Below are 19,553 nucleotides of genomic sequence, written 5' to 3'. Positions count from 1 at the left end.
TTTATAAAAAAGTGTATTTATATGTTACAACTTGAATGATCATCTGACTAGGATTTCTAACATTTCTAATCTGCATTATTCTTATTTTTTCTACAGTAATGGCATGAAAGGAATTTATACATAAAACTATTCTTGTTATTCTCCGATTTTTCCCTCTTATGCATTTTATATTGATTATATTTTTTTAGAATGTAAAATAGATATTGTAAAGTTCATTTTGGCTTGAATTTAACTAAATAATACTCAAAAATATTTATATAGCTATATTTTATTGTAAAAACTTTTATAAAATGCTTAAGTGTTATCAGTTAGCTGATGATTTACTTACCGAATTCAAGCTGAATTTACTTATTACAACATACATAAAAACAGTTTAATTTTCATGCGTAGGAAAAAAGTAAAGAAAAAGGAAACAAGAATAATATGATTAAAATAATAAAAAGACAAATTGCAAGACATCCCATAGGAATGTCTTTCTTAATGTTTGGATATATAATTTCACTATTAATAATATCAATTGGTACCACTAGTATGGTTCAAATGAAACAATTGGCCTTAGCGAGAACAGAAGGAATGCCTAAAAACGCACTAACAATAAATGCCAATATCAATAAAAAAATAGATTTTCAACAATATATAGGCGTATTTAATAATATAAAAAAAGATAGCAACATAATATTTTTAGGCAATAGAACATATATTGATAATTCTAAAAAAGATGAAATCTATGATGTAACTTGTGAACTTTTTACTCAGAAACCAAATTGGACATATCCAATACTAAAAGGCAGATATTATACACCAGATGACATACAATCTTCTAAAAAGGTAGTGTTAATAGGAAAAAACTTAGATAAGTATACAGTTAGTATTGATAATAAAAAAAGCATAAAAATTTCTGGAGAAACTTATGAAGTTATAGGTTTAATTGGTATGAATAAAAGAAAGACCCCATGGGATTCAAAAATTTTTATGCCTATTACATCAATTCCTGAATTATGCAAAAAAGAATTATTAGAATTATCCTCCTTTGCTTGTATAATACATAATTCTAATGCTAGTACCCTAGATGACCTCAATACAATTAAGCAAAACATCTTGAAAATAGACGGTAAATCCTCTATTTCTGCTAATGAGTTATCTTCCCAAAATGATATTATTGCTAATAGTTTAGGAAGTAATGATACTTTAATACTTATTTCAGCTCTAATTTTTATAATATCTTTAATAAACTCAATAAATATAACATCTTATTGGATAAATGATAGAAAAAAAGAGATTGGAATAAAAAAAGCATTTGGACATACAGACTTAAATATATCCTATATGTTATTTACTGAAATGTTAGGTATAAACTTAATAGCATGTATAATAAGCTTATTGATGCAATATGCATTAAGTTTATTTATTGACACCAGATTTGATATCCCAATAAGCATGAGTATTGAAAACTTTTTAATTGCAGTTTTTACAGTATTTATGACATCGCTACTCACTTCTATAATACCAATATATAAGTCACTAAAAATACAGCCAATAGAAGCATTAAAAATATAGAAGGAGAATTAAAAATGACATATTTCAAAATAATATTTAAATCTCTTCTTAAAAGAAAAATTTCAAGTTTGTTTATAATGATACAGCTAACAATTACTATAATTATGTTATTAAACTCATTCATAATGTTAAACTCTACAAATTACTTACATAGTCAGGTTAAAGGAAAAGGCATTGATTTAAAAAAGACTGTAAAATTAAACATATACAATGCCACCCTTAGCAATACTTTTCAGCAAAACTACAATCAATTAGAGACCTATATAAATAGTATTCCTGAAGTAACTAACTTTGGTGGCTTTGACTTTACTAATTCAATATTTGAGGAATTAACAAAAAACAGCAAATATATAGAGCTAAGAAAAAGTATTATCAAGGGAACATTTAAGGAGCAATTTCCAACATCATCAGAAATGTTAATGATAGATAGAGGTATATATAATTTACTTAATCTTAGAATAATTAGAGGCAGAGGATTAAATAACGATGATTTTTACCAAGATGAAAAAAAAGTAGTACCTTTACTAGCTGGTGATAAATTCAAAAATATATTAAAGATCGGTGAAATACTTACAAGACAAGATAATGGCTATAGATATGAAATTGTAGGGTTTATAGATAAAAATAGTTCTTGGTTTAGTGAGCAAGATTATATATCAAATATGTTAATTAATTTAGATGATAAATTTATAATTCCATATAGAAATAATGAAAAAATGTCTAAAGAAGATATACTTTCTAAATCAGGCGGCATTTTTTATGTAGTTAATACTGAAGCTAAGGCTAATTATATAAAAAATCTCATAGATACTAAAGCAAGTTCTCTAAATCTTAGAGCTAAAAGCAATTCTATATCAGAAGATTTACTTAAGTTTAAAGAAAGTGTAAGTGATACAATATATATTAATTTATTTTTATCAATATTTTTAGTTATTTTATCTTGCTTGGGAATATCTACAGTAATGATATCTTCTATACTAAATCGTAAAAGAGAATTTGGAATTAGAATATCAACAGGTGCCAGTACGAATTACATAAAGGGGCTCATTTTAGGTGAAGTAGGCTTCTTAGCAGTAGCATCATCAATATTTGCTATAATAATAATGTTCATTAATAATCTTCGCTCCTATCAATTTAAAAAATTTAACGATATTAGAATTAATCCAATGGAGAGTATATCCTTAAAATATATTATATTTGTTTTTTTAGTAGTAGTTTTAATTGTTATAATTACAACATTTGTACCTTTTAAGAAACTTGAAGAGATTCAAACAAAGGAACTTATAGGAGGTATTGATTAATGGACATAATTCAACTAAAAAATATTAACAAAATATATGGAAAAGATGAATCAGAATTCATAGCATTAAAAAATATAAATCTTAATATAAGAAGCGGTGAATTTTTGGCCATAATGGGACCTTCTGGTTCAGGTAAGTCAACTTTACTAAATATAATTGGATGCATGGATATTTCAACAAATGGAGAATATTATTTAAATAATGTTCTTATTAAAGATTTATCAAACACTGAACTAAGTAAAATAAGAAACTCAACTGTTAGTTTTGTATTTCAACATTTTGCACTAATAAAAGAGTACAGTGTGTATGACAACATAGAATTACCCTTAATCCATCGTAGAATTTCTAGTAAAGAGAAAAAAGATTTGATACTAAAGTATTCAAATAAATTAGGTATAAGTGATAAACTTTACAAGAAACCATCTGAACTTTCAGGTGGGCAACAGCAAAGAGTTGCGATATGCAGAGCATTAGTTAGTGAGGCTAAAATAATTTTGGCTGATGAACCAACAGGTGCTTTAGATAGTAGTACCGGAAAATCTATTCTTGATTTGTTAAAAGACCTAAATGAAGAAGGTAAAACAATAATTATTGTTACCCACGATTCAAAAATAGCATCTTATTGTAATAGAACTATTATAATAAATGATGGAAGAATTATTTAAATAATTTCTCCATTGTTTGTTATCTTCCAAACGTATAAAAATAATGATTTTTTACCCGTGATAATGAAAACTTTAGCTTATTGACACATTACTATTGGTTTTACTAATTGCACATTAAATTATATTACTTTATAAATTCTTATAAATTTAGAATTTCACGATTTTGGAATAGTTCATTGTATTTATAATAATCTTAAGTCACTATCTCTATATACATGAGATAGTGACTTAAGATTTCTTGTTTCGTTTTTAATTAACAAATTATTTATACATATCTAATACCTTTTCCGTTGCTCTTAATAAACTAGCCAATTCATACGCCTCACCTTCTTCAATTAACTTATTTAATTGCGCCTGGTATCTTGTAGATTCAGCATGTTTTCCCATTGATGATAACATCAGTATATTATTCATTATATCAGAAACGAGACTAGACTTTACCTCAAACAGCTTCTGGGCATCCTTTATTTCATCCTTGATCTCTAACATTTGTTCATCCAACTGAAATGCAGCATCTGCCGCACTTTTAAGTTTTATTTTTATATCATCTGGAATCCTATGCTTATATTTATAGTTTAACGAATGTTCTATTGTAGCCCAAAAATTCATTGCTAAAGTTCTAATTTGAAATTCTGCTAATATTTCTCTTTGGCCATCAGCCATATTTACAGGATACTTTATAATTACATGATAACTCCTGTATCCGCTCCCCTTTACATTAGTCACATAGTCTTTTTCATAAAGTATTTGCATATCCTTTCTACTTCTAATTATATCTACTACTTTTTCAACATCATCAACAAACTGGCACATAACCCTTAGTCCAGCTATATCTTCCATTTCAAAGCTTATTCTATCTAAAGGTATATTAAACTTATTTGCTTTCTCCAATATACTTGATATTTCCTTTACTCTACCTGTTACAAACTCAATAGGTGAATATTCATTCTTTCTTCTATACTCTTTTCTTATACTTCTAAATTTAACTTTTAATTCCTCGACCGCCTGCTCATAAGGTATCAGGAATGTTTTCCACTCTCCTATCGCCATGTCACTGCACCTCTACATAGTGTAATCTTATTAATTCTGACATATATTATTATACTACTTTATTGTAATGTGTGAAATAAATAATATAATTTCATTTAATATTTTGATATAATAAAATTATATCAAAATATTATTATTAATGTAGGTGGTTTGTATATGTCAAAAAACTTATTCTCTGGACTTGAGGATCTTGGCTTTGATGATATAAGCAGTGTAAACTTATACAAAAAAGAAGAAGAACAAAGCATTGAAGAAATATCTGAAAAAAGCGAGGAAGAGAAAGTGAAATCTCTTCTATATGATGTTCAGGTTACATGTCCAGTATGTGAAAATATCTTTAAAGCTAGAACTGTTAAAACATCTGCCTATAGAGTTTTGAAGAAGGACTCCGATTCCTTTGTTAGATATGCTTTAATTAATCCTTATTTTTATGAGGTTTGGATATGTAATAGCTGTGGATACTCAGCATTAAAAAGCGATTTTAATAAAATTAGAAACTATCAAACTGAAGCTATTAAACAAAAAATAACCTCAAGATGGAGTGGCAAAAACTATCCAGAATTATATGATGTCAATATAGCTATAGAGAGATATAAGCTTGCTTTATTGAACAATTATGTTATGGAAGCTAAGCCTAGTAAAATGGCTGTAAATTGCCTAAGACTCGCTTGGATGTATAGACTTTTAGAAGATAACACTAATGAATTAGCATTCTTAAATCAAGCTCTAGAAGGCCTTAATAATGCGTTTTTCAATGAAGATTTCCCTATAGCAGGTATGGATAAATTCTCCTGCATGTATCTTATAGGTGAACTTAATAGACGTGTTGGTAAGCATGATGAAGCTTTAAGTTGGTTTAGCAAGGTAGTAGCCACTCCTGGTGCACCTTCAAAAATCAAAGATAAATGCCGCGATCAAAAAGATTTAATAAAAGAAGAACAGGAAGCTGCTAAACAATCCAATATAGAAGATGTTTCGGAAGATAGCAAAAAAGATAAAAAAGGGTTCTTTTCTAGATTCTTTAAATAGGAAAAGAACAAAACCGTTATTCAGCTGTGGTGGATAACGAGCAATTTAGAGCTTTAGAATTAAAATTTAAAATATATAATGAAAAGGGGCTGTCTCAAAATGAATATGCTATACAAAAAGTTCTGACATAGCCTCAATATTATATAAAAACAATAATTTTATATAGTGTTTTGCCAAGTAAAGGTATAACTTAAGTAATATTATGGAAAAGGGGCTTCTCGCAATGCATATCTATGTAAACTGTACCCTTTGTCAAGTACACAATAAAACAGGCTGTTCACCTAGAAATTAATTTCTAGGTGAAATTTTTAATATGGTATAATACCTGTAGTCAAATAACTATAGTATTCATTGGGAGTCATTTTCATAAGATCCCACTGGTAACGTTCATTATTGTAATACTCTATGTATTCATCAATCTCTGATTTAAGTTGTTCAAAGGTTTCACATTGACTAAGATTGAGCTCATCTTTCATATGACCATAAAATGATTCTTGAGGAGCATTGTCCCAACAATTTCCTTTTCTTGACATAGATTGTATAAATCCTTTTGACTTTATCAAGTTTTGAAACTTTCTGCTTGTATAATGGATACCTTGATCTGAATGCAAGTAAGCATCTTTTGATATAACGTATGCTTTATTATCCATCAGAAAATTAATCGTATCTGTTGCAATAGGAAGTTCAAGCGATTCACTTAATACATAAGATGGTATTTGACGTGTGCATCCATCTTTGACAGTTGATAGATATGCGCATTTTCCAGAACCATAGTATATGTAAGTTATATCTGTCAGTAGAACTTTACCAGGCTTACCCACACAAAACTCTCTATTTACTTTATTCCCTACAGCGTGGCTTTTTATAGCTTTACCAATCTTTTTATATGGATTAGGTTTCCTTATAGGGCAACGTACCCCATACTTAGCCATTAGCCTACGAATTTTTTTAAGATTCATATTGATACCAAGTTTCCTGAATAAGAACATTTTTATGCTTCTTGCACCTTTATTTCTGTTTTTGAACTGAAACGCATTTAAAATAAGCTCAAAGTCATTCCTGTCTTGCTCTTCCTTTTTGATTCGGTGATCTTCTCTTTGCAACCATGAATAATAGCCCGACCGTGAGACACCAGCCATTTCGCACATATATTTTATGTCAAGACAACATTTACTTTTTTCTGACAATCTTCTAATTATTTTGTACTTTTCATCTGGTTTAATTTTGAATTGGGCATCACCTGCCTTTCCAATCTTCGTAGTTCCCGCAGAAATGAATTTTCTTGCTTTAGATATTGATTTTGTTGTTTTAAACGCGTTAACTCCTCTTCAATACTTATTTCGCCTTCTAAACCTCTGGTTGTTCCAGAGTTACCTTTTCGTATGTCTCTAACCCCTTCGGGGCGATTTGCTTTTGAACGCCATCTTACACTACAACGATCGATTCGATTTTGTCCTATCATCTCAGGATCAAATCCATTCTCTATAAAAATATCTCTAGGAAGCATCCCCTCATTATGTTCAGCGATAAATAATTCTTTAAAGGCATCTGTATACGTAATTTGTTTTGGAGTAACATTTTTAACATGCATATTTTTGGACAAAATATCTATTTCAGCTTGTATGAAGTCTCTGTTTCTTGACTTGCCCATAGAACTCTCCCCTTTTTTCTTCATTATACTAAATTGTTAAATACAAAAATACCCTGTAAGATAGCACAGCCTCTTTTCTGTGTCTATCTTACAGGGTACAGTTTACCCCTTTTTTATAATGAACACTTCTTTTTATACCTTATATTGTCAAGAATATAAGGACAACAACAAACAAAATAAAAAGGAGTGTTAACATGTCAGAATTAAGAACTAAAATGAAAACATATATGGAGTTAAAAGGATATAGCTCTAAAACAACAAGTCACTATATTACTTCCATTAGATGTTTTATTAGGTGAATAAAAATGATTGAGGTACAAGACATATTTTTAGAATGTGGAGAAGAATATGCCAGAAATCATAAATTACCGTCACATATTAGAAAGGTAATAAGCAATATATCTTACTGTAGGTCAGCATAATTAGGAGGCCATATAGATGAATGTGAAGATTGTGGTCACATAAGAATTTTTTATAATTCATGTAGAGATATGTATTGTCCTAAATGTCAGACGTTAGCAAAAGAAAAGTGGATTGAAGCTAGAAAAAATGATTTATTACCTGTATCCTATTTTCATGCGGTATTTACAATACCACATGAATTAGACTTTTTAACCATTACAAATCAAAAAGATCAGAAGCTTTATTGGAACTTTCAAGAGATAGAAAATATCTTGGAGCTGAAATAGATTTTACAAGTATACTTCATACATAGGGGCAAAATCTAATGGATCATCCTCATATACATTGTATAGTCCCTAGTGGTGGATATCTTTGGATGGTACTAGATGGATAAGTTCTAAAAAAGACTTCTTCATACCTGTTAGGGTTCTATCAAAAAAGTTTCGTGGAAAGTTTTTATACTATTTGTGGTGTATCCAGCATTTCCGACTTAACTATACTATAAAAATACGTAGTAAACATAGTAAACTAAGAAGCAAAACTCTTCAATTTTCATGCTTTGTTCACTCTAAAACTATACCTAAGAATGATAGTAAACAAAGTACCTACAGACTTAGCTATTTGACCTTATTAACTCCATTTCTGAATTATAAATTTTGTCAAGGTCGTGCTTTTAAACGTTCATTTTAACCTTGATTAAGTTTATAATTCAGAACACCATTTTCAAATGTCAAATGGCGGTTTACCACGATTATATATCAACAACGTGAGACTCATTGATTTTATTAGATTAGTGTGACTTTAGTATAGATAAAATGTAAAATCCCACGCTAAGACAAAAAATGGATGAAAAATTCAACTTTTACACACTCTAAGTAATATCAACGATTGATTGCACAATGGTATATATACTTAATACTTTACTTCATCTTAGTAAATTTAACTTAGAAAGCTATTTGTCTATTTTCTCAAGCTATTTAACAGGTTTATAAGAATAGTAAGTTATTAATTTTTAGTTTACCGAAAATTTGAGTGATAGAAAACTAGGTTTTATCCTCAATTAACTACACATTATTGTATTTACTTTTCAGTATATGATAAGGATGCTCCCACTATCCTTAATAATTATGATATTGTATTTTCCACACTTTGTTTTTTGAAATTATTTTGAAATTATTATATTTTATTTAGATTAAAACAATTTATTACAAAAATTACATTGGATATATGTTATAGTAATTGCGTTAGTACATTAACATATATATTAAAACTATAATAAAAAACAAAGGAGTAGTATTATGAAATTCTTTTTTACAATGGTAATGGCTTTAATAATGGCTTGGCAGTCAAGTTCAATTTCTTATGCAAAAACCTTAGATAACAATCAAGATCAATCCCAAATTAAATCTATTATTGAAAAATATTTTGATGACGAGTTACAATCTATCCAGACATCAACATCTCATGATAGTAGCGATTTAATAAAAAGTTCAAATTTTAAAAAACAAGTTAGTTTAAACAATAAGATTAAAGCAGAATGGTACAAAAAAATAGGTGAAGATTTGATAAACTATAAATTATATTTAGATTATAATTCTATAGATTTTAAAGGATCTAAGTGCACTGTTAACTTAGATAAAGGTGTAGATTTAGTTTTCAAGAATTCATCTGATATAACACAAAAAGCTAGAGGTGAAAAGCATATAATAGTTTTAAAAAAATATGATAATAATTGGTTTATCGAAAAGGATGTTTTTGCAGAAGATGGTCAAGCTAATAATCAGTCCAGTGTAGACTATAATAGTTATCTTACAAATATGGCAAACCAAGATAGCGAAGATAACTACGTAAATGATAGAATCAAAATTTTAACAGAACGATATAATAAAATTGACTCAACTGTAAAAGAGTATAAAGATTCTCTCAAACCTTCCACAAGTAAAACTACAGGAAGTTCTAAATCAGGAGTCCTGAAGTTAAGCATATTAACTTATAGTGGATACAATGGTGATACTGCTGCTGACTATGCATATGCTCATTACAATGATACAGAAGAATATCCAGGTGGTGACTGTACAAACTTTGTATCTCGTTGCATTAATGCAGGGGGTATTCCAACATCATCCACATGGAAGCCTGGATCAAATGCTTGGATTAGAGTAATTGAACTTCGTGATTATTTAGTTGGTAAGGGTATTGCTACAGAGTATAGTTGGCAAAGTAATTCTAGAAGAGGTGATCTAGTACAATTTCAAAAAGCCTCTAATAAACTTTGGGGACATTCAGCAATTATAAGTTACATAAGTTCAAGTGGACAAGTATTTATTTCTTGTCATACAAATCCTCACTATAACTATGCATTATATAATTATTATCCTACTTCAAGTTGGAGTGGTATAAGATATTTAAAATTAACAACATACTAAATTAAAAAAATATAATGTTTTATAGGTATAATAGAGTTTATAATTACGCCTATAAAATATTATATTTTTTAATATCCTATAGAATCTATAATCCAAGGCTCATTCTTAGCTTTCCTAACTAAACAAAAGTATTTTGTATCTTTTCCTTCAATTGGATTAACAGCTTTAGTTATATCTTTATATTTAATTTCATATTCAACTAAAAATACTTTTATAGATTCAGGCTTAAAATCTGCTTCTTTTCCTTTAGCCATATAATCTTGAGAGATAGGATAGTCTTTTGATTCATCTATCTTTAGAAGTTTAATGTATTCTAAGTTGTCAAAGTCACGTCCAGAATTCTTAAGACGTTCACTTAAGAGAGGTTTTAATTTTAAAATATCTTTATCATTATATGCTATAAAATAATTTTTTATAATCTCATCAGGTGAAGAGTTGTAAGATGAATTAGATACTGTTTGTGACGAACACCCCCCTAATAACAAAAATATAAATATCAATAAAAGTAAGTTTGTTTTTCTCATATAGTCTATACACCCCTTTTTAGTTCAGTATACCATATATTTAATTTTCATTAAATAGGCGTAAATTGCGTTTTTTACACAAAAAGTAGTAATTTAACATAACCATTAATCTTCAACTCATCAAGACGTAATTTTGCAGATTTGCTTCAGTAGACTTATTCAACTCGATAGCAATAGCCGAAATTAAAAGACAAAAAATAATATTACCTGGTATTACTACCATTGAAAAAGTAGTAAGTGAAACTATTATAAAAGCTGATGAATGTCTTATTGAAACTATAAATAATAGCATTACAAATGAGCAGAAGAATAAGCCTGATATGATCAGTTGCGTAGGTATACACCCGTTTTAGTTAAATACTTAAAATTTAATTCAACAAATAATGCTTGAAAACCATTAATTAAAGCTATAAATATATATACCTAGAATTAAACTTCCTGATTTACTTTTAGAGGTATCAAAATGGACAGGCTTTAATAGAAACTTTATTCATGCTTCTTCAGGCAACACTGCTAAAGGTGAAGAAAAAACAATCCTAATGGCATCTCTCATGTCTATGAGGACTAATATAGGGCTATCAAAAATGTCAGATTCAACATCAGGTATATCGTATAGACAAATGGCTAATTCAGCTCAATGGAGATTGTATGATGATGCTATGAAAAAAGCACAAGCTACACTAGTTAATTATCATCACAAACTATTTTTATCAGCCTTTTGGGGTGATGGCAGCACTTCTTCAAGTGATGGTATGCGTGTTCAAGTTGGCGTTTCTTCTTTACATGCTGATGCTACCCCTCATTATGGTACTGGTAAAGGTACTACGATGTATAAATTTGTCAGTAATTAATTTTCAACATTTTTTACTAAAGTAATAAATACCAATGCTAGAGATGCAGTTCATGTAATTGATGGACTTCTTTATCACGAAACAGATTTAAATATCAAAGAACATTATACAGATACAGCTGGTTATACTGATTAAGTATTCGGATTAAGTCATCTACTAGGATTTAAGCTTGCACCTAGAATCAGAGATATATCAGAGCTTAAGTTATATTGTACAGGAAAGGCTAATGATTATCCTAAAATAGAAAGTATTTTGAACGGTCGTATAAACCTTAAAATTATTGAAGAAAATTTTGACGATGCCTTAGAAGGTAAAGTTACTGGGTCACTTATAATGGGTAAATTAAGTTCTTATGCAAGACAAAATACTCTAGCAACAGCTCTACGAGAAATGGATAGTTTATTGTGAACCTCCTTTCGGTAATACGGAGCATGTTGTTGAATATTTAGGGAGATACACTCATAGAGTAGCAATTTCCAATAATAGAATTGTAACTTTTGAAAATGGGTATGTAGTTTTTAAATGGAGAGATTACAGTGATAACAACAAAGAGAAATTTATGACCGTAACTGCTGAAGAATTTATACGTAGATTTATTATACATGTGCTTCCACCGAAACTTGTTAAGATAAGACACTATGGAATTTTAAGTAATCGTAATCGTGTAACTAAATTAAAAAAATATATAAATATTCCTAAAATATCAATTTCAACAAGTGAATCTATAGCTAAATTAAATACTGCAGAACTTTTTTTAAAACTTACAGGTATAGATATTAATCTGTGTCCTTGTTGTAATGGGAAAATGTCAGCTAAAAGAAGAATAGAGCCGAGAATTTGTGCTCCACCTCAGTAATGCTAAAAAAATTTCATAAATAGTATAAATGGGAGTAATGAAATAATATACGAGTAGAGGGAGTTATGGACTTTATTTGGACAAGGTCTGAAAATTTATGGTCTTCTTTGATTTATCGACTTAATTTTTGTCTAAAATATTATAGAGCGATAGCTCTTAAGTGATATAAGAAAGATTGAAATCCCATAGTATCTGCCTCGCGGTATTCGTTCTATAATTTGTTTCTGAAATTGAGCAACTTTAGCATCTAGCATTATTTAGGTGTAAATCCTAAGGTGCTAGTTTTTATCGGCTCAACTTCAGAATACAAATCTATTCAGAGTGCGACTTAACTTACGGTTAAGTCGCCCTTTTTTGCTTATATAAATAAATTTACATTTGAATCTTCAGCTTCTCCTAGGTAATAACCTACTCCACCTATTTTAACTCCATCTATTAACTCTTCTTGTCTAAGCCCCATAACATCCATAGTCATTTGGCAAGCAACTATCTCTATACCAGCGTTCATAGCTGACTTAATTAAATCGTCAAGAGAAGATACATTTTTATCCTTCATTACCTTTTGCATCATTTTTGTACCCATTCCCATCATATTCATTTTAGATAATTTTAATCTTTTTGCTCCTCTTGGCATCATAAATCCAAACATTTTATCCATAAATCCTTTTTCTACACTAATTTTTTCATGCTTTCTTAAAATATTTAGACCCCAGAAGGTAAAGAACATAGTAACCTTTTTCCCCATTGCAGCAGCTCCATTAGCAATTATGAAGGATGCCATTGCTTTATCAAAGTCTCCACTAAATACCACTAGGGTTTTGTTATCTTTTTGTGCAATCATATTATCCTGATTTTCAACGTTTAATTCACTATTTAGGTATACTTGTTTTTTTTTACCCTTTCTTATGAAAGCTAAAATGATCCCTTTTTCCTTTTTTCTTTCTAATAGTTCATTATCAGTTCTCTCACACCAAGACTTTATATCTTCAAAGAATCCCTGATCTGATGCAGTAACCTTTAGAACTTCTCCTTCTTTCATATCTTGAATACTTGCGTTAACCTGCATTAAAGGACCAGGACAGCATAATCCACAAGCATCTAGATTTTTATCGAAGCTTCCTTCTTTATATTCTGTATTATCTTGTTTGGTATCATTTGAATTGGTTTCTTTAAATTCATTAGAATTACTTTCTAAACTCACCTTACTACTTTCTCCTCTTAGGTCTATTGAACCGCCATTGCTGCTCTTATTCATCACGACATCCCTTGGCTTAAATTTACTCATAGTATAGGTTTTGTATCCACCAGTTAAATTTTTTACTTTAAATCCATTAGCCATTAAAATCCTTGCAGCTATATATCCTCTAAGTCCAACTTGGCAATGAACTAATATTTCTTTATTCTTATCTAATTCATTCATTCTATCTCTTAGATCATCTACAGGTATATTCATTGAACCTTCTATTCTACCATTACTATATTCCTCATCAGTTCTTACATCTATAAGCTGAGTTTTGCTTCTATCTCTATTGTCAATATCTTCTGGAAGTATTACCTCATGTCTACCTCTTAAAACATTCTCTGCAATGAATCCGGCCATATTTACAGGGTCTTTTGCTGAGGAATAAGGTGGTGCATAAGTAAGCTCTAATTCTGCTAAATCATAAACCGTTCCACCAAGTCTCATGGTAGTTGCTATATCATCCATTCTCTTATCTACTCCAACATATCCAAATGCCTGAGCCCCAAGTATCTTACCTTCATCATTAAATATAAGCTTTATTGACATTGGTGCTCCACCTGGGTAGTATCCTGCACTTGAATTAGGGTGAAGATATATTACTCTATATGGTATATTCTTAGCTTTTAATGTTCTCTCGTTATTTCCTGTACTTGCACCAGTTAGGTCAAATAATTTTACAATTGATGATCCCATAGTTCCTTTGTAAGTTGAATTTAGACCACATACATTATCAGCTGCAATTCTTCCTTGCTTATTTGCAGGGCCAGCAAGTGCAATAGCTGTCTTACTTCCATTTACAAAATCAACAACTTCTACAGCATCTCCTACAGCATATACACCCTCTAAGTTAGTCTCCATCTTATCATTTGTAATTATATGACCTCTAGGTCCAAACTCTATTCCAGAATCCTTCAAGAATCCTGTATCGGGCTTTACTCCTATTGCAAGTATAACTATATCTGCATATAAGCATTTTCCGCTATTCAATAATACATTTAATCCAGTTCCCTCTTCTTTAAACGCCTTTACTCCATCATTTAAAACAATTCCTACTCCATTATCTTCAAGTTCTTTTTCTCCGTAGGTTACCATATCAGAGTCAAATGGCGCTAATATATGTGGAGCTGCTTCAACTAGAGCTACATTCAAACCTCTCTCCTTAAGGTTTTCAGCCATCTCAACTCCTATAAAGCCTCCACCTATGACTACTGCATTTTTAATATTTCTATTGTCCACGTAAGCCTTTATTTTATCTGTATCTGGTACATTTCTTAAGGTGAATATTTTATCGCTTTGTATTCCCTCTATAGGTGGCTTAATTGGTGATGCACCTGGTGATAAAATTAAGTAATCATATCTTTCTTCATATTCACCTTTATCCTTACTATTAACCTTTACCTTCTTAGTTTTAGGATCTATTCCTACTACATCACTATTTATTCTAACATCTATATTGAACCTTTTATGCATAGCTTCTGGAGTTTGCACTAATAATTTTTCTCTTTCTTTTATTGTTTCTCCTATATAATATGGAAGACCACAGTTTGCGAAAGAAATATACTCTCCTCTTTCAAACATTACTATTTCTGCACTTTCATCAAGTCTTCTAAGTCTTGCTGCTGCAGATGCTCCACCAGCTACTCCACCGACAATTAATATCTTTTTACTCATTTAAAATTCCTCCCGTTTTAAAATAAACAAATTATTATTTAAATCTAAAAGAGTTAAACACTTATTATTAATAAAACCTTATCAACATGTTTTATATAAACAGAATTCTTGGCTTCAGGTGGAGTTTTAACTCCATCTGAAGCTTAGAATTCGTTATCCAGGGACGTAGCCGCTCTTTACTCCACCTTGGAGAAGGGGGAGTATTAGAGCGGGTAGTCATCGGATAAATAGCAGTTATATTATTTATAACTAAGCTAGAAACCAATTTACACAGTTTGTACTATTTGTTTCTAGAATTATTTATTCTACTCATCGAATAATAGTTTCATTAGATTTACTACTACCTCATTACAAACTTTATAATTTATTTCAAGTCCATTTCTTTCTCCCTCAATTATTCCTGCTGCTCTTAGTTTTTGAAGATGCTGTGACACAGTAGATTGAGGTACATCTAGGCAAGTTTGCATATAACTCACATTACATTTTCCTTTTTCTATAAGTCCATTAACTATACACAATCTAACTGGATGCGCTAAAACCTTAAGTAGTTCTGCTGTATCATTATATTTTTTAAAATTATTATCCATATAAATACCTCTTTACTAAAAATTATTACTCTAAATGTTTAATTAAAATTATCCCCACTATCATAATTAAATATTTGTTAATCCTTATATTTATATATTATGATATATGAATATAAATGTCAATAAAATATCCCATAAAAATTATAAAACTTTTATGGGATCAAAATCTAAATAATCACCTGATGTTAAAATATATTCCACTCCATCTACTACTCCATTCAATGCCTTTGCAAGAGATGGTCCATGAATATGTCCATATATGACTTTTTCCACATTATATTCTTTAAATATTTCTGTAAAACCAGATTCTAAGGATTTTTCATTCATAGGTGGATAATGAATCATTACGATAAATTTTTCAAATCCGTTCTGCTTTGCCGAATCCAGAGATAATCTAAGCCTCATAAGTTCTCTACTGTATATTTTTTCATCATGCTGGGAAAAGTTTTCCCCTCCAGGGCATATCCATCCCCTAGTACCGCATATAGCATAGTCTTCATAGTAAAAAAAATTGTTTTGTATAAATTTCATATCTTCATAAAGATTATTTAGCTTAGTAATGCTGGACCACCAGTAATCATGATTTCCCTTTATCATAATCTTTTTTCCAGGCAAATTATGAATCCATTCCAAGTCTCTCATTCCATTTTCCATCTTCATTGACCATGATATATCTCCTGCTACAAGCACCGTATCATCATTAGTAACTTTACTAAACCAGTTACTTTTTATTTTCTCATCATGTTTAAACCATTTGTCACCAAATACATCCATTGGTTTATCTCCAGTTAAATCTAGATGTAAATCTGATATTGCAAATAACGCCACTGAATCACCCTCTATTTACTTATATTTTTGTCTATATCCATCACATAAGCTATTACTTTCGCAACCGCATCGTATAATTCGAAAGGAATAGCATCTCCAATATCAACATTACTTAATAGACTTGTTAGTTCTTCATCATAAACTATTGGAACATTGCTTTTTTCAGCATTCTCTAATATCTTATCTGCAACATGACCGATTCCTGCCGCAGTTACTATAGGTGCCTGATATCCTTGTTCATATTTAATAGCTGCTGCTTTCTTTCTTTTATTCATATTAGATACCTCACAAAATTGAAGCGTAAGTTTATTAAACCCACAATATCATTATAGTTTGTTATGAATTAATTGTAAATTTATACTTTTACATTAATCATTCCCAAATTGTTATCTCCAAAAAATTCTCTACAACTTGTAATATTCATTTCTTCCTGCTTTTCATCAACTTTTATATAGATATTATAGCCTATACTAGCTAATCCACTTAAAACTTTATCTTTTCCAATATCTAATAGTTTAACCCATTTTTCATCACATTTTATGTCTATATCCATATTAGAATTTTTTACTTTAATATAAGCATCTACTGTTCCCATGTTTGCCGTAGTAACAGATGCTGCTATTTTTACATCTGTAGAATCTATCTTCTTCCCTTTCTTTCTCTCATCTTTTATCATAAGCTTACATTCATATTCATGATTATGAAAGTTTACTGGTAAATCAAGATAATAATATTGATTTGACATAGAGTTAAATACTTTAAAGTCATTTATATTCTTATCTAATGCCTGCATTAAATTACTATATGCTTCTGGCTTTAATTCATTTTTTTGTTCTAAAACTGTTTTTATTATAGTTTTTATTTCTTCAGTTTTACCACTCACTTGCTCTTTTATATTCTTAGCTATATCCTCAATACTGTATTCCTTTTTTATTACCTTATTCAATTCACCTTTAATTTTTTCATTATCATTTAGTTTAATATCATTGGAGGCTTTTTCGGATGAGCTACTCCTAATGCTTTCTAAGCTATTTGAATCAACATTCTGTTTACTTATAGCTTCATCTACATTATCTTTGAGTTGTTCACTATTTAAATTTGTAGCCTTATTAATATTTCCTTTATTACTTAGTTCACTTTGTTGATTAATCTCATCTTTCTTATTAATTATACTTGGTAACTTATCTCCTAGTTCCTTTACATCTTTATATATAGAGGATTCACCTTTAAATACATCATTAAAACTTTTAATATTTTCCTCGGTTAGATCTACATTGTTCTCAAATAGAGTTATAATATCCTCTTCTGATATATTTTTTAATTCATTAAAAAATCCTTTTAGTATACTTTTTACATTAGTTGCTTCATTATTATTAGAATCTATACCTTTACTTTGAATGTACTTATTAATAAATGTATCTACTTCATCACTATTTAACTTTATCTTACCTTGAAAGTCTACTAAAGTCTTTATATTAGAAATATTTTCTCTAGTTAAAGGGATATTATGTTTTATCATTTTATCTAAAAGTTCATAATCATCTTTACCTACACTTATACCTTTTTCCTTTAATAAGGTTTCTATGGAGCTTTTTTCTGAGCCTTGTCTTTTATCATTAGAACCTAACATCTTGAGTAGCACTTTCCCATCTTCAAAACCTTCTACTTCAAACTTTATAAGTCCCTCTGAAAGCACGTCAGTATTTTCTTGAAGCTTAGCAGAAAATTGCCATCCGTCTAAAAGCTTTAATATTACTTCTCCAGTTAATTTATCTAAATTTATAACTCTCGCTGAAAAATTTTCTCCTACGTTAAAGGATAATCTTCTAAGAATCTTTCTCGAATTCAGATCATTTATATTGTTTATATTTCCTATTCCCGCCACACTAATACCCCCTTTTAAGCCGGCACTTGGCACTTACCAATACTCTATTATCGTACATAAATAATCTTTATAAACATAGTTCTTAGTATTAGATAAAAAAAAATCCGAGACTTATCTCGGATTAATTTTAACATCTTAATTATTCTTTGCAAACTCTCCATTTTTTACAGCCTCTTGATGAAGTATAGGAGATACACTTTTGTATACTGCCATAGTTAAAGCAGAAAGTATAATTCCTTTTATCAAGTTAAAAGGAGCTATAGACCAAATAATAAATGTTTTCAAATCTGTAATACTGCTATTTAATTTATGCCCCATTCCAACCACTGCACTTATTGGGAAGTTTAAAACTTTTTCATATAAAGGCAGAAGTATAAAATAGTTAAGAAGACTAGCTGCTACTGTCATTGCTAAGGTTCCTGCTACTAAACCAATTAATGCAGCTTTTTTACTCTTATTCTTATTGTATACATATCCTGCTATAAATACTAATACTGAACCAACTGCAAAATTCGCAAGCTCACCTATGAATGCTGTTCCTCCTTTAAATATACCATGAAGAATATTCTTTAAAAGTTCTATAACTATTCCAGCTGTTGGTCCGAGTGCAAACGCTCCAATTAAAGCAGGCAAATCACTTATATCAATTTTTAAAAATGTAGGAAATAGCGGAGTTGCTATCTCAATGAACATAAGAAGAAATCCGATAACCCCTAATAATGAAATTTTAACCAACTTGTTTAACTTTCCATTTCTCATAAATACACCCTCCATAATTTAATTAATAGTTTAGCAATAATCTTATAAGAACAATTCTTACTGCGGGGAAGGTGAATAGTATAATAAAAAACCCTGACAAAAATGCCAGGGCGAATAAACATTATACCTTACCTTCTTTCATCCAGACTTTACTGTCGGCCTCGGAGTTTCACCGAGTCATACCTAAAACTAGGCTCGCGGGCTATACCGCCGGTGGGGAATTTCGCCCCGCCCTGAAGATATTAAATTGTTAATTTTTCTACTCTTA

General features: G+C 29.8%; 15 protein-coding genes, 3 pseudogenes and 1 riboswitch. Of the genes and pseudogenes, 8 read left to right on the top strand and 10 right to left on the bottom strand.

The features are described from left to right. Positions 1-423: 423 nt before the first annotated feature. Genes AC0N0V_RS00900 through AC0N0V_RS00890 form a run of 3 tightly spaced genes read left to right on the top strand, consistent with a single transcriptional unit; the run spans position 424 to position 3,523 of the window. Positions 424-1,557: an ABC transporter permease gene (locus AC0N0V_RS00900; protein WP_474461661.1), complete on the top strand. Its 1,134-nt coding sequence runs from the start codon at positions 424-426 to the stop codon at positions 1,555-1,557. A 14-nt stretch (positions 1,558-1,571) separates the two neighbouring features. Then, positions 1,572-2,858, top strand: a complete 1,287-nt coding sequence (locus AC0N0V_RS00895; protein ID WP_474461660.1) for an ABC transporter permease — start codon at positions 1,572-1,574, stop codon at positions 2,856-2,858. Continuing rightward, positions 2,858-3,523, top strand: a complete 666-nt coding sequence (locus AC0N0V_RS00890) for an ABC transporter ATP-binding protein (protein WP_474461659.1) — start codon at positions 2,858-2,860, stop codon at positions 3,521-3,523. The genes AC0N0V_RS00895 and AC0N0V_RS00890 overlap by 1 nt, the downstream gene beginning before the upstream one ends. A gap of 261 nt (positions 3,524-3,784) precedes the next feature. Here AC0N0V_RS00890 and yjbM read toward each other — a convergent pair whose 3' ends face one another. Beyond that, positions 3,785-4,573, bottom strand: a complete 789-nt coding sequence (yjbM, locus tag AC0N0V_RS00885; RefSeq protein WP_474461657.1) for a GTP diphosphokinase — start codon at positions 4,571-4,573, stop codon at positions 3,785-3,787. 156 nt (positions 4,574-4,729) lie between these two features. Between yjbM and AC0N0V_RS00880 the strand changes: the two genes are divergently transcribed. Further along, positions 4,730-5,602 carry a DUF2225 domain-containing protein gene (locus AC0N0V_RS00880; RefSeq protein ID WP_474461656.1) on the top strand — a complete coding sequence of 291 codons (873 nt, stop codon included), beginning with the start codon at positions 4,730-4,732 and terminating at the stop codon, positions 5,600-5,602. 308 nt (positions 5,603-5,910) lie between these two features. On the opposite strand, the gene AC0N0V_RS00875 is transcribed toward AC0N0V_RS00880, so the two are convergent. Then, a protein-coding gene (locus AC0N0V_RS00875) for an IS3 family transposase (RefSeq protein ID WP_474464388.1) occupies positions 5,911-7,253 on the bottom strand; the annotation gives its coding sequence in 2 pieces (ribosomal slippage) (positions 5,911-6,843 and positions 6,846-7,253; 1,341 coding nt in all). A 305-nt stretch (positions 7,254-7,558) separates the two neighbouring features. Here AC0N0V_RS00875 and AC0N0V_RS00870 point away from each other — a divergent pair. After that, a pseudogene (locus AC0N0V_RS00870) lies at positions 7,559-8,123 on the top strand (IS91 family transposase); the annotation flags it as partial. An 830-nt stretch (positions 8,124-8,953) separates the two neighbouring features. Next, positions 8,954-10,081: an amidase domain-containing protein gene (locus AC0N0V_RS00865; protein WP_474461655.1), complete on the top strand. Its 1,128-nt coding sequence runs from the start codon at positions 8,954-8,956 to the stop codon at positions 10,079-10,081. 68 nt (positions 10,082-10,149) lie between these two features. Here AC0N0V_RS00865 and AC0N0V_RS00860 read toward each other — a convergent pair whose 3' ends face one another. Next, positions 10,150-10,605 (bottom strand): DUF4829 domain-containing protein, encoded by a 456-nt coding sequence (locus AC0N0V_RS00860; protein ID WP_474461654.1) that lies wholly within the window; start codon positions 10,603-10,605, stop codon positions 10,150-10,152. 112 nt (positions 10,606-10,717) lie between these two features. Beyond that, positions 10,718-10,897 carry a hypothetical protein gene (locus tag AC0N0V_RS00855; RefSeq protein WP_474461652.1) on the bottom strand — a complete coding sequence of 60 codons (180 nt, stop codon included), beginning with the start codon at positions 10,895-10,897 and terminating at the stop codon, positions 10,718-10,720. A 127-nt stretch (positions 10,898-11,024) separates the two neighbouring features. Between AC0N0V_RS00855 and AC0N0V_RS00850 the strand changes: the two are divergent. Further along, positions 11,025-11,849, top strand: a pseudogene (locus AC0N0V_RS00850) (Tn3 family transposase); the annotation flags it as partial. Continuing rightward, positions 11,836-12,312 (top strand): annotated as a pseudogene (locus tag AC0N0V_RS00845) (IS91 family transposase); the annotation flags it as partial. The pseudogenes AC0N0V_RS00850 and AC0N0V_RS00845, both read left to right, overlap by 14 nt. Before the next feature lie 358 nt (positions 12,313-12,670). Here the strand turns inward: AC0N0V_RS00845 and AC0N0V_RS00840 are convergent. The 6 genes from AC0N0V_RS00840 to AC0N0V_RS00815 all read right to left on the bottom strand — a co-directional run bounded on the left by AC0N0V_RS00840 (position 12,671) and on the right by AC0N0V_RS00815 (position 19,285). After that, entirely contained in the window at positions 12,671-15,226 is a 2,556-nt protein-coding gene (locus tag AC0N0V_RS00840; protein ID WP_474461651.1) for a DsrE/DsrF/DrsH-like family protein, read from the bottom strand. Positions 15,227-15,531: 305 nt separating this feature from the next. Continuing rightward, positions 15,532-15,813, bottom strand: a complete 282-nt coding sequence (locus AC0N0V_RS00835) for an ArsR/SmtB family transcription factor (protein ID WP_474461650.1) — start codon at positions 15,811-15,813, stop codon at positions 15,532-15,534. Positions 15,814-15,954: 141 nt separating this feature from the next. Then, positions 15,955-16,641, bottom strand: a complete 687-nt coding sequence (locus tag AC0N0V_RS00830) for a metallophosphoesterase (RefSeq protein ID WP_474461649.1) — start codon at positions 16,639-16,641, stop codon at positions 15,955-15,957. 11 nt (positions 16,642-16,652) lie between these two features. Next, complete coding sequence (locus AC0N0V_RS00825; RefSeq protein ID WP_474461648.1) at positions 16,653-16,916, bottom strand: EscU/YscU/HrcU family type III secretion system export apparatus switch protein; 264 nt, start codon at positions 16,914-16,916, stop codon at positions 16,653-16,655. Positions 16,917-16,996: 80 nt separating this feature from the next. Continuing rightward, positions 16,997-18,526 (bottom strand): hypothetical protein, encoded by a 1,530-nt coding sequence (locus tag AC0N0V_RS00820; protein WP_474461647.1) that lies wholly within the window; start codon positions 18,524-18,526, stop codon positions 16,997-16,999. A gap of 135 nt (positions 18,527-18,661) precedes the next feature. Further along, a complete protein-coding gene (locus AC0N0V_RS00815; protein WP_474461646.1) occupies positions 18,662-19,285 on the bottom strand; it encodes an ECF transporter S component in 624 nt (207 codons plus the stop codon). Positions 19,286-19,411: 126 nt separating this feature from the next. Next, positions 19,412-19,530, bottom strand: a riboswitch (FMN riboswitch). Positions 19,531-19,553: the final 23 nt, after the last annotated feature.

It is taken from the genome of Clostridium sp. CS1-1 (assembly GCF_056135525.1).
This window is presented reverse-complemented; position numbering and strand designations above follow the sequence as displayed.

Bases quoted from the DNA above. Each gene is read 5' to 3' on its own strand.
- AC0N0V_RS00860 (WP_474461654.1), bottom strand. From the start codon at position 10,605: ATGAGAAAAACAAACTTACTTTTATTGATATTTATATTTTTGTTATTA.
- AC0N0V_RS00835 (WP_474461650.1), bottom strand. From the start codon at position 15,813: ATGGATAATAATTTTAAAAAATATAATGATACAGCAGAACTACTTAAG.
- AC0N0V_RS00880 (WP_474461656.1), top strand. From the start codon at position 4,730: ATGTCAAAAAACTTATTCTCTGGACTTGAGGATCTTGGCTTTGATGAT.
- AC0N0V_RS00815 (WP_474461646.1), bottom strand. From the start codon at position 19,285: ATGAGAAATGGAAAGTTAAACAAGTTGGTTAAAATTTCATTATTAGGG.
- AC0N0V_RS00855 (WP_474461652.1), bottom strand. From the start codon at position 10,897: ATGCTATTATTTATAGTTTCAATAAGACATTCATCAGCTTTTATAATA.
- AC0N0V_RS00895 (WP_474461660.1), top strand. From the start codon at position 1,572: ATGACATATTTCAAAATAATATTTAAATCTCTTCTTAAAAGAAAAATT.
- AC0N0V_RS00865 (WP_474461655.1), top strand. From the start codon at position 8,954: ATGAAATTCTTTTTTACAATGGTAATGGCTTTAATAATGGCTTGGCAG.
- AC0N0V_RS00900 (WP_474461661.1), top strand. From the start codon at position 424: ATGATTAAAATAATAAAAAGACAAATTGCAAGACATCCCATAGGAATG.
- yjbM (WP_474461657.1), bottom strand. From the start codon at position 4,573: ATGGCGATAGGAGAGTGGAAAACATTCCTGATACCTTATGAGCAGGCG.
- AC0N0V_RS00890 (WP_474461659.1), top strand. From the start codon at position 2,858: ATGGACATAATTCAACTAAAAAATATTAACAAAATATATGGAAAAGAT.
- AC0N0V_RS00825 (WP_474461648.1), bottom strand. From the start codon at position 16,916: ATGAATAAAAGAAAGAAAGCAGCAGCTATTAAATATGAACAAGGATAT.
- AC0N0V_RS00840 (WP_474461651.1), bottom strand. From the start codon at position 15,226: ATGAGTAAAAAGATATTAATTGTCGGTGGAGTAGCTGGTGGAGCATCT.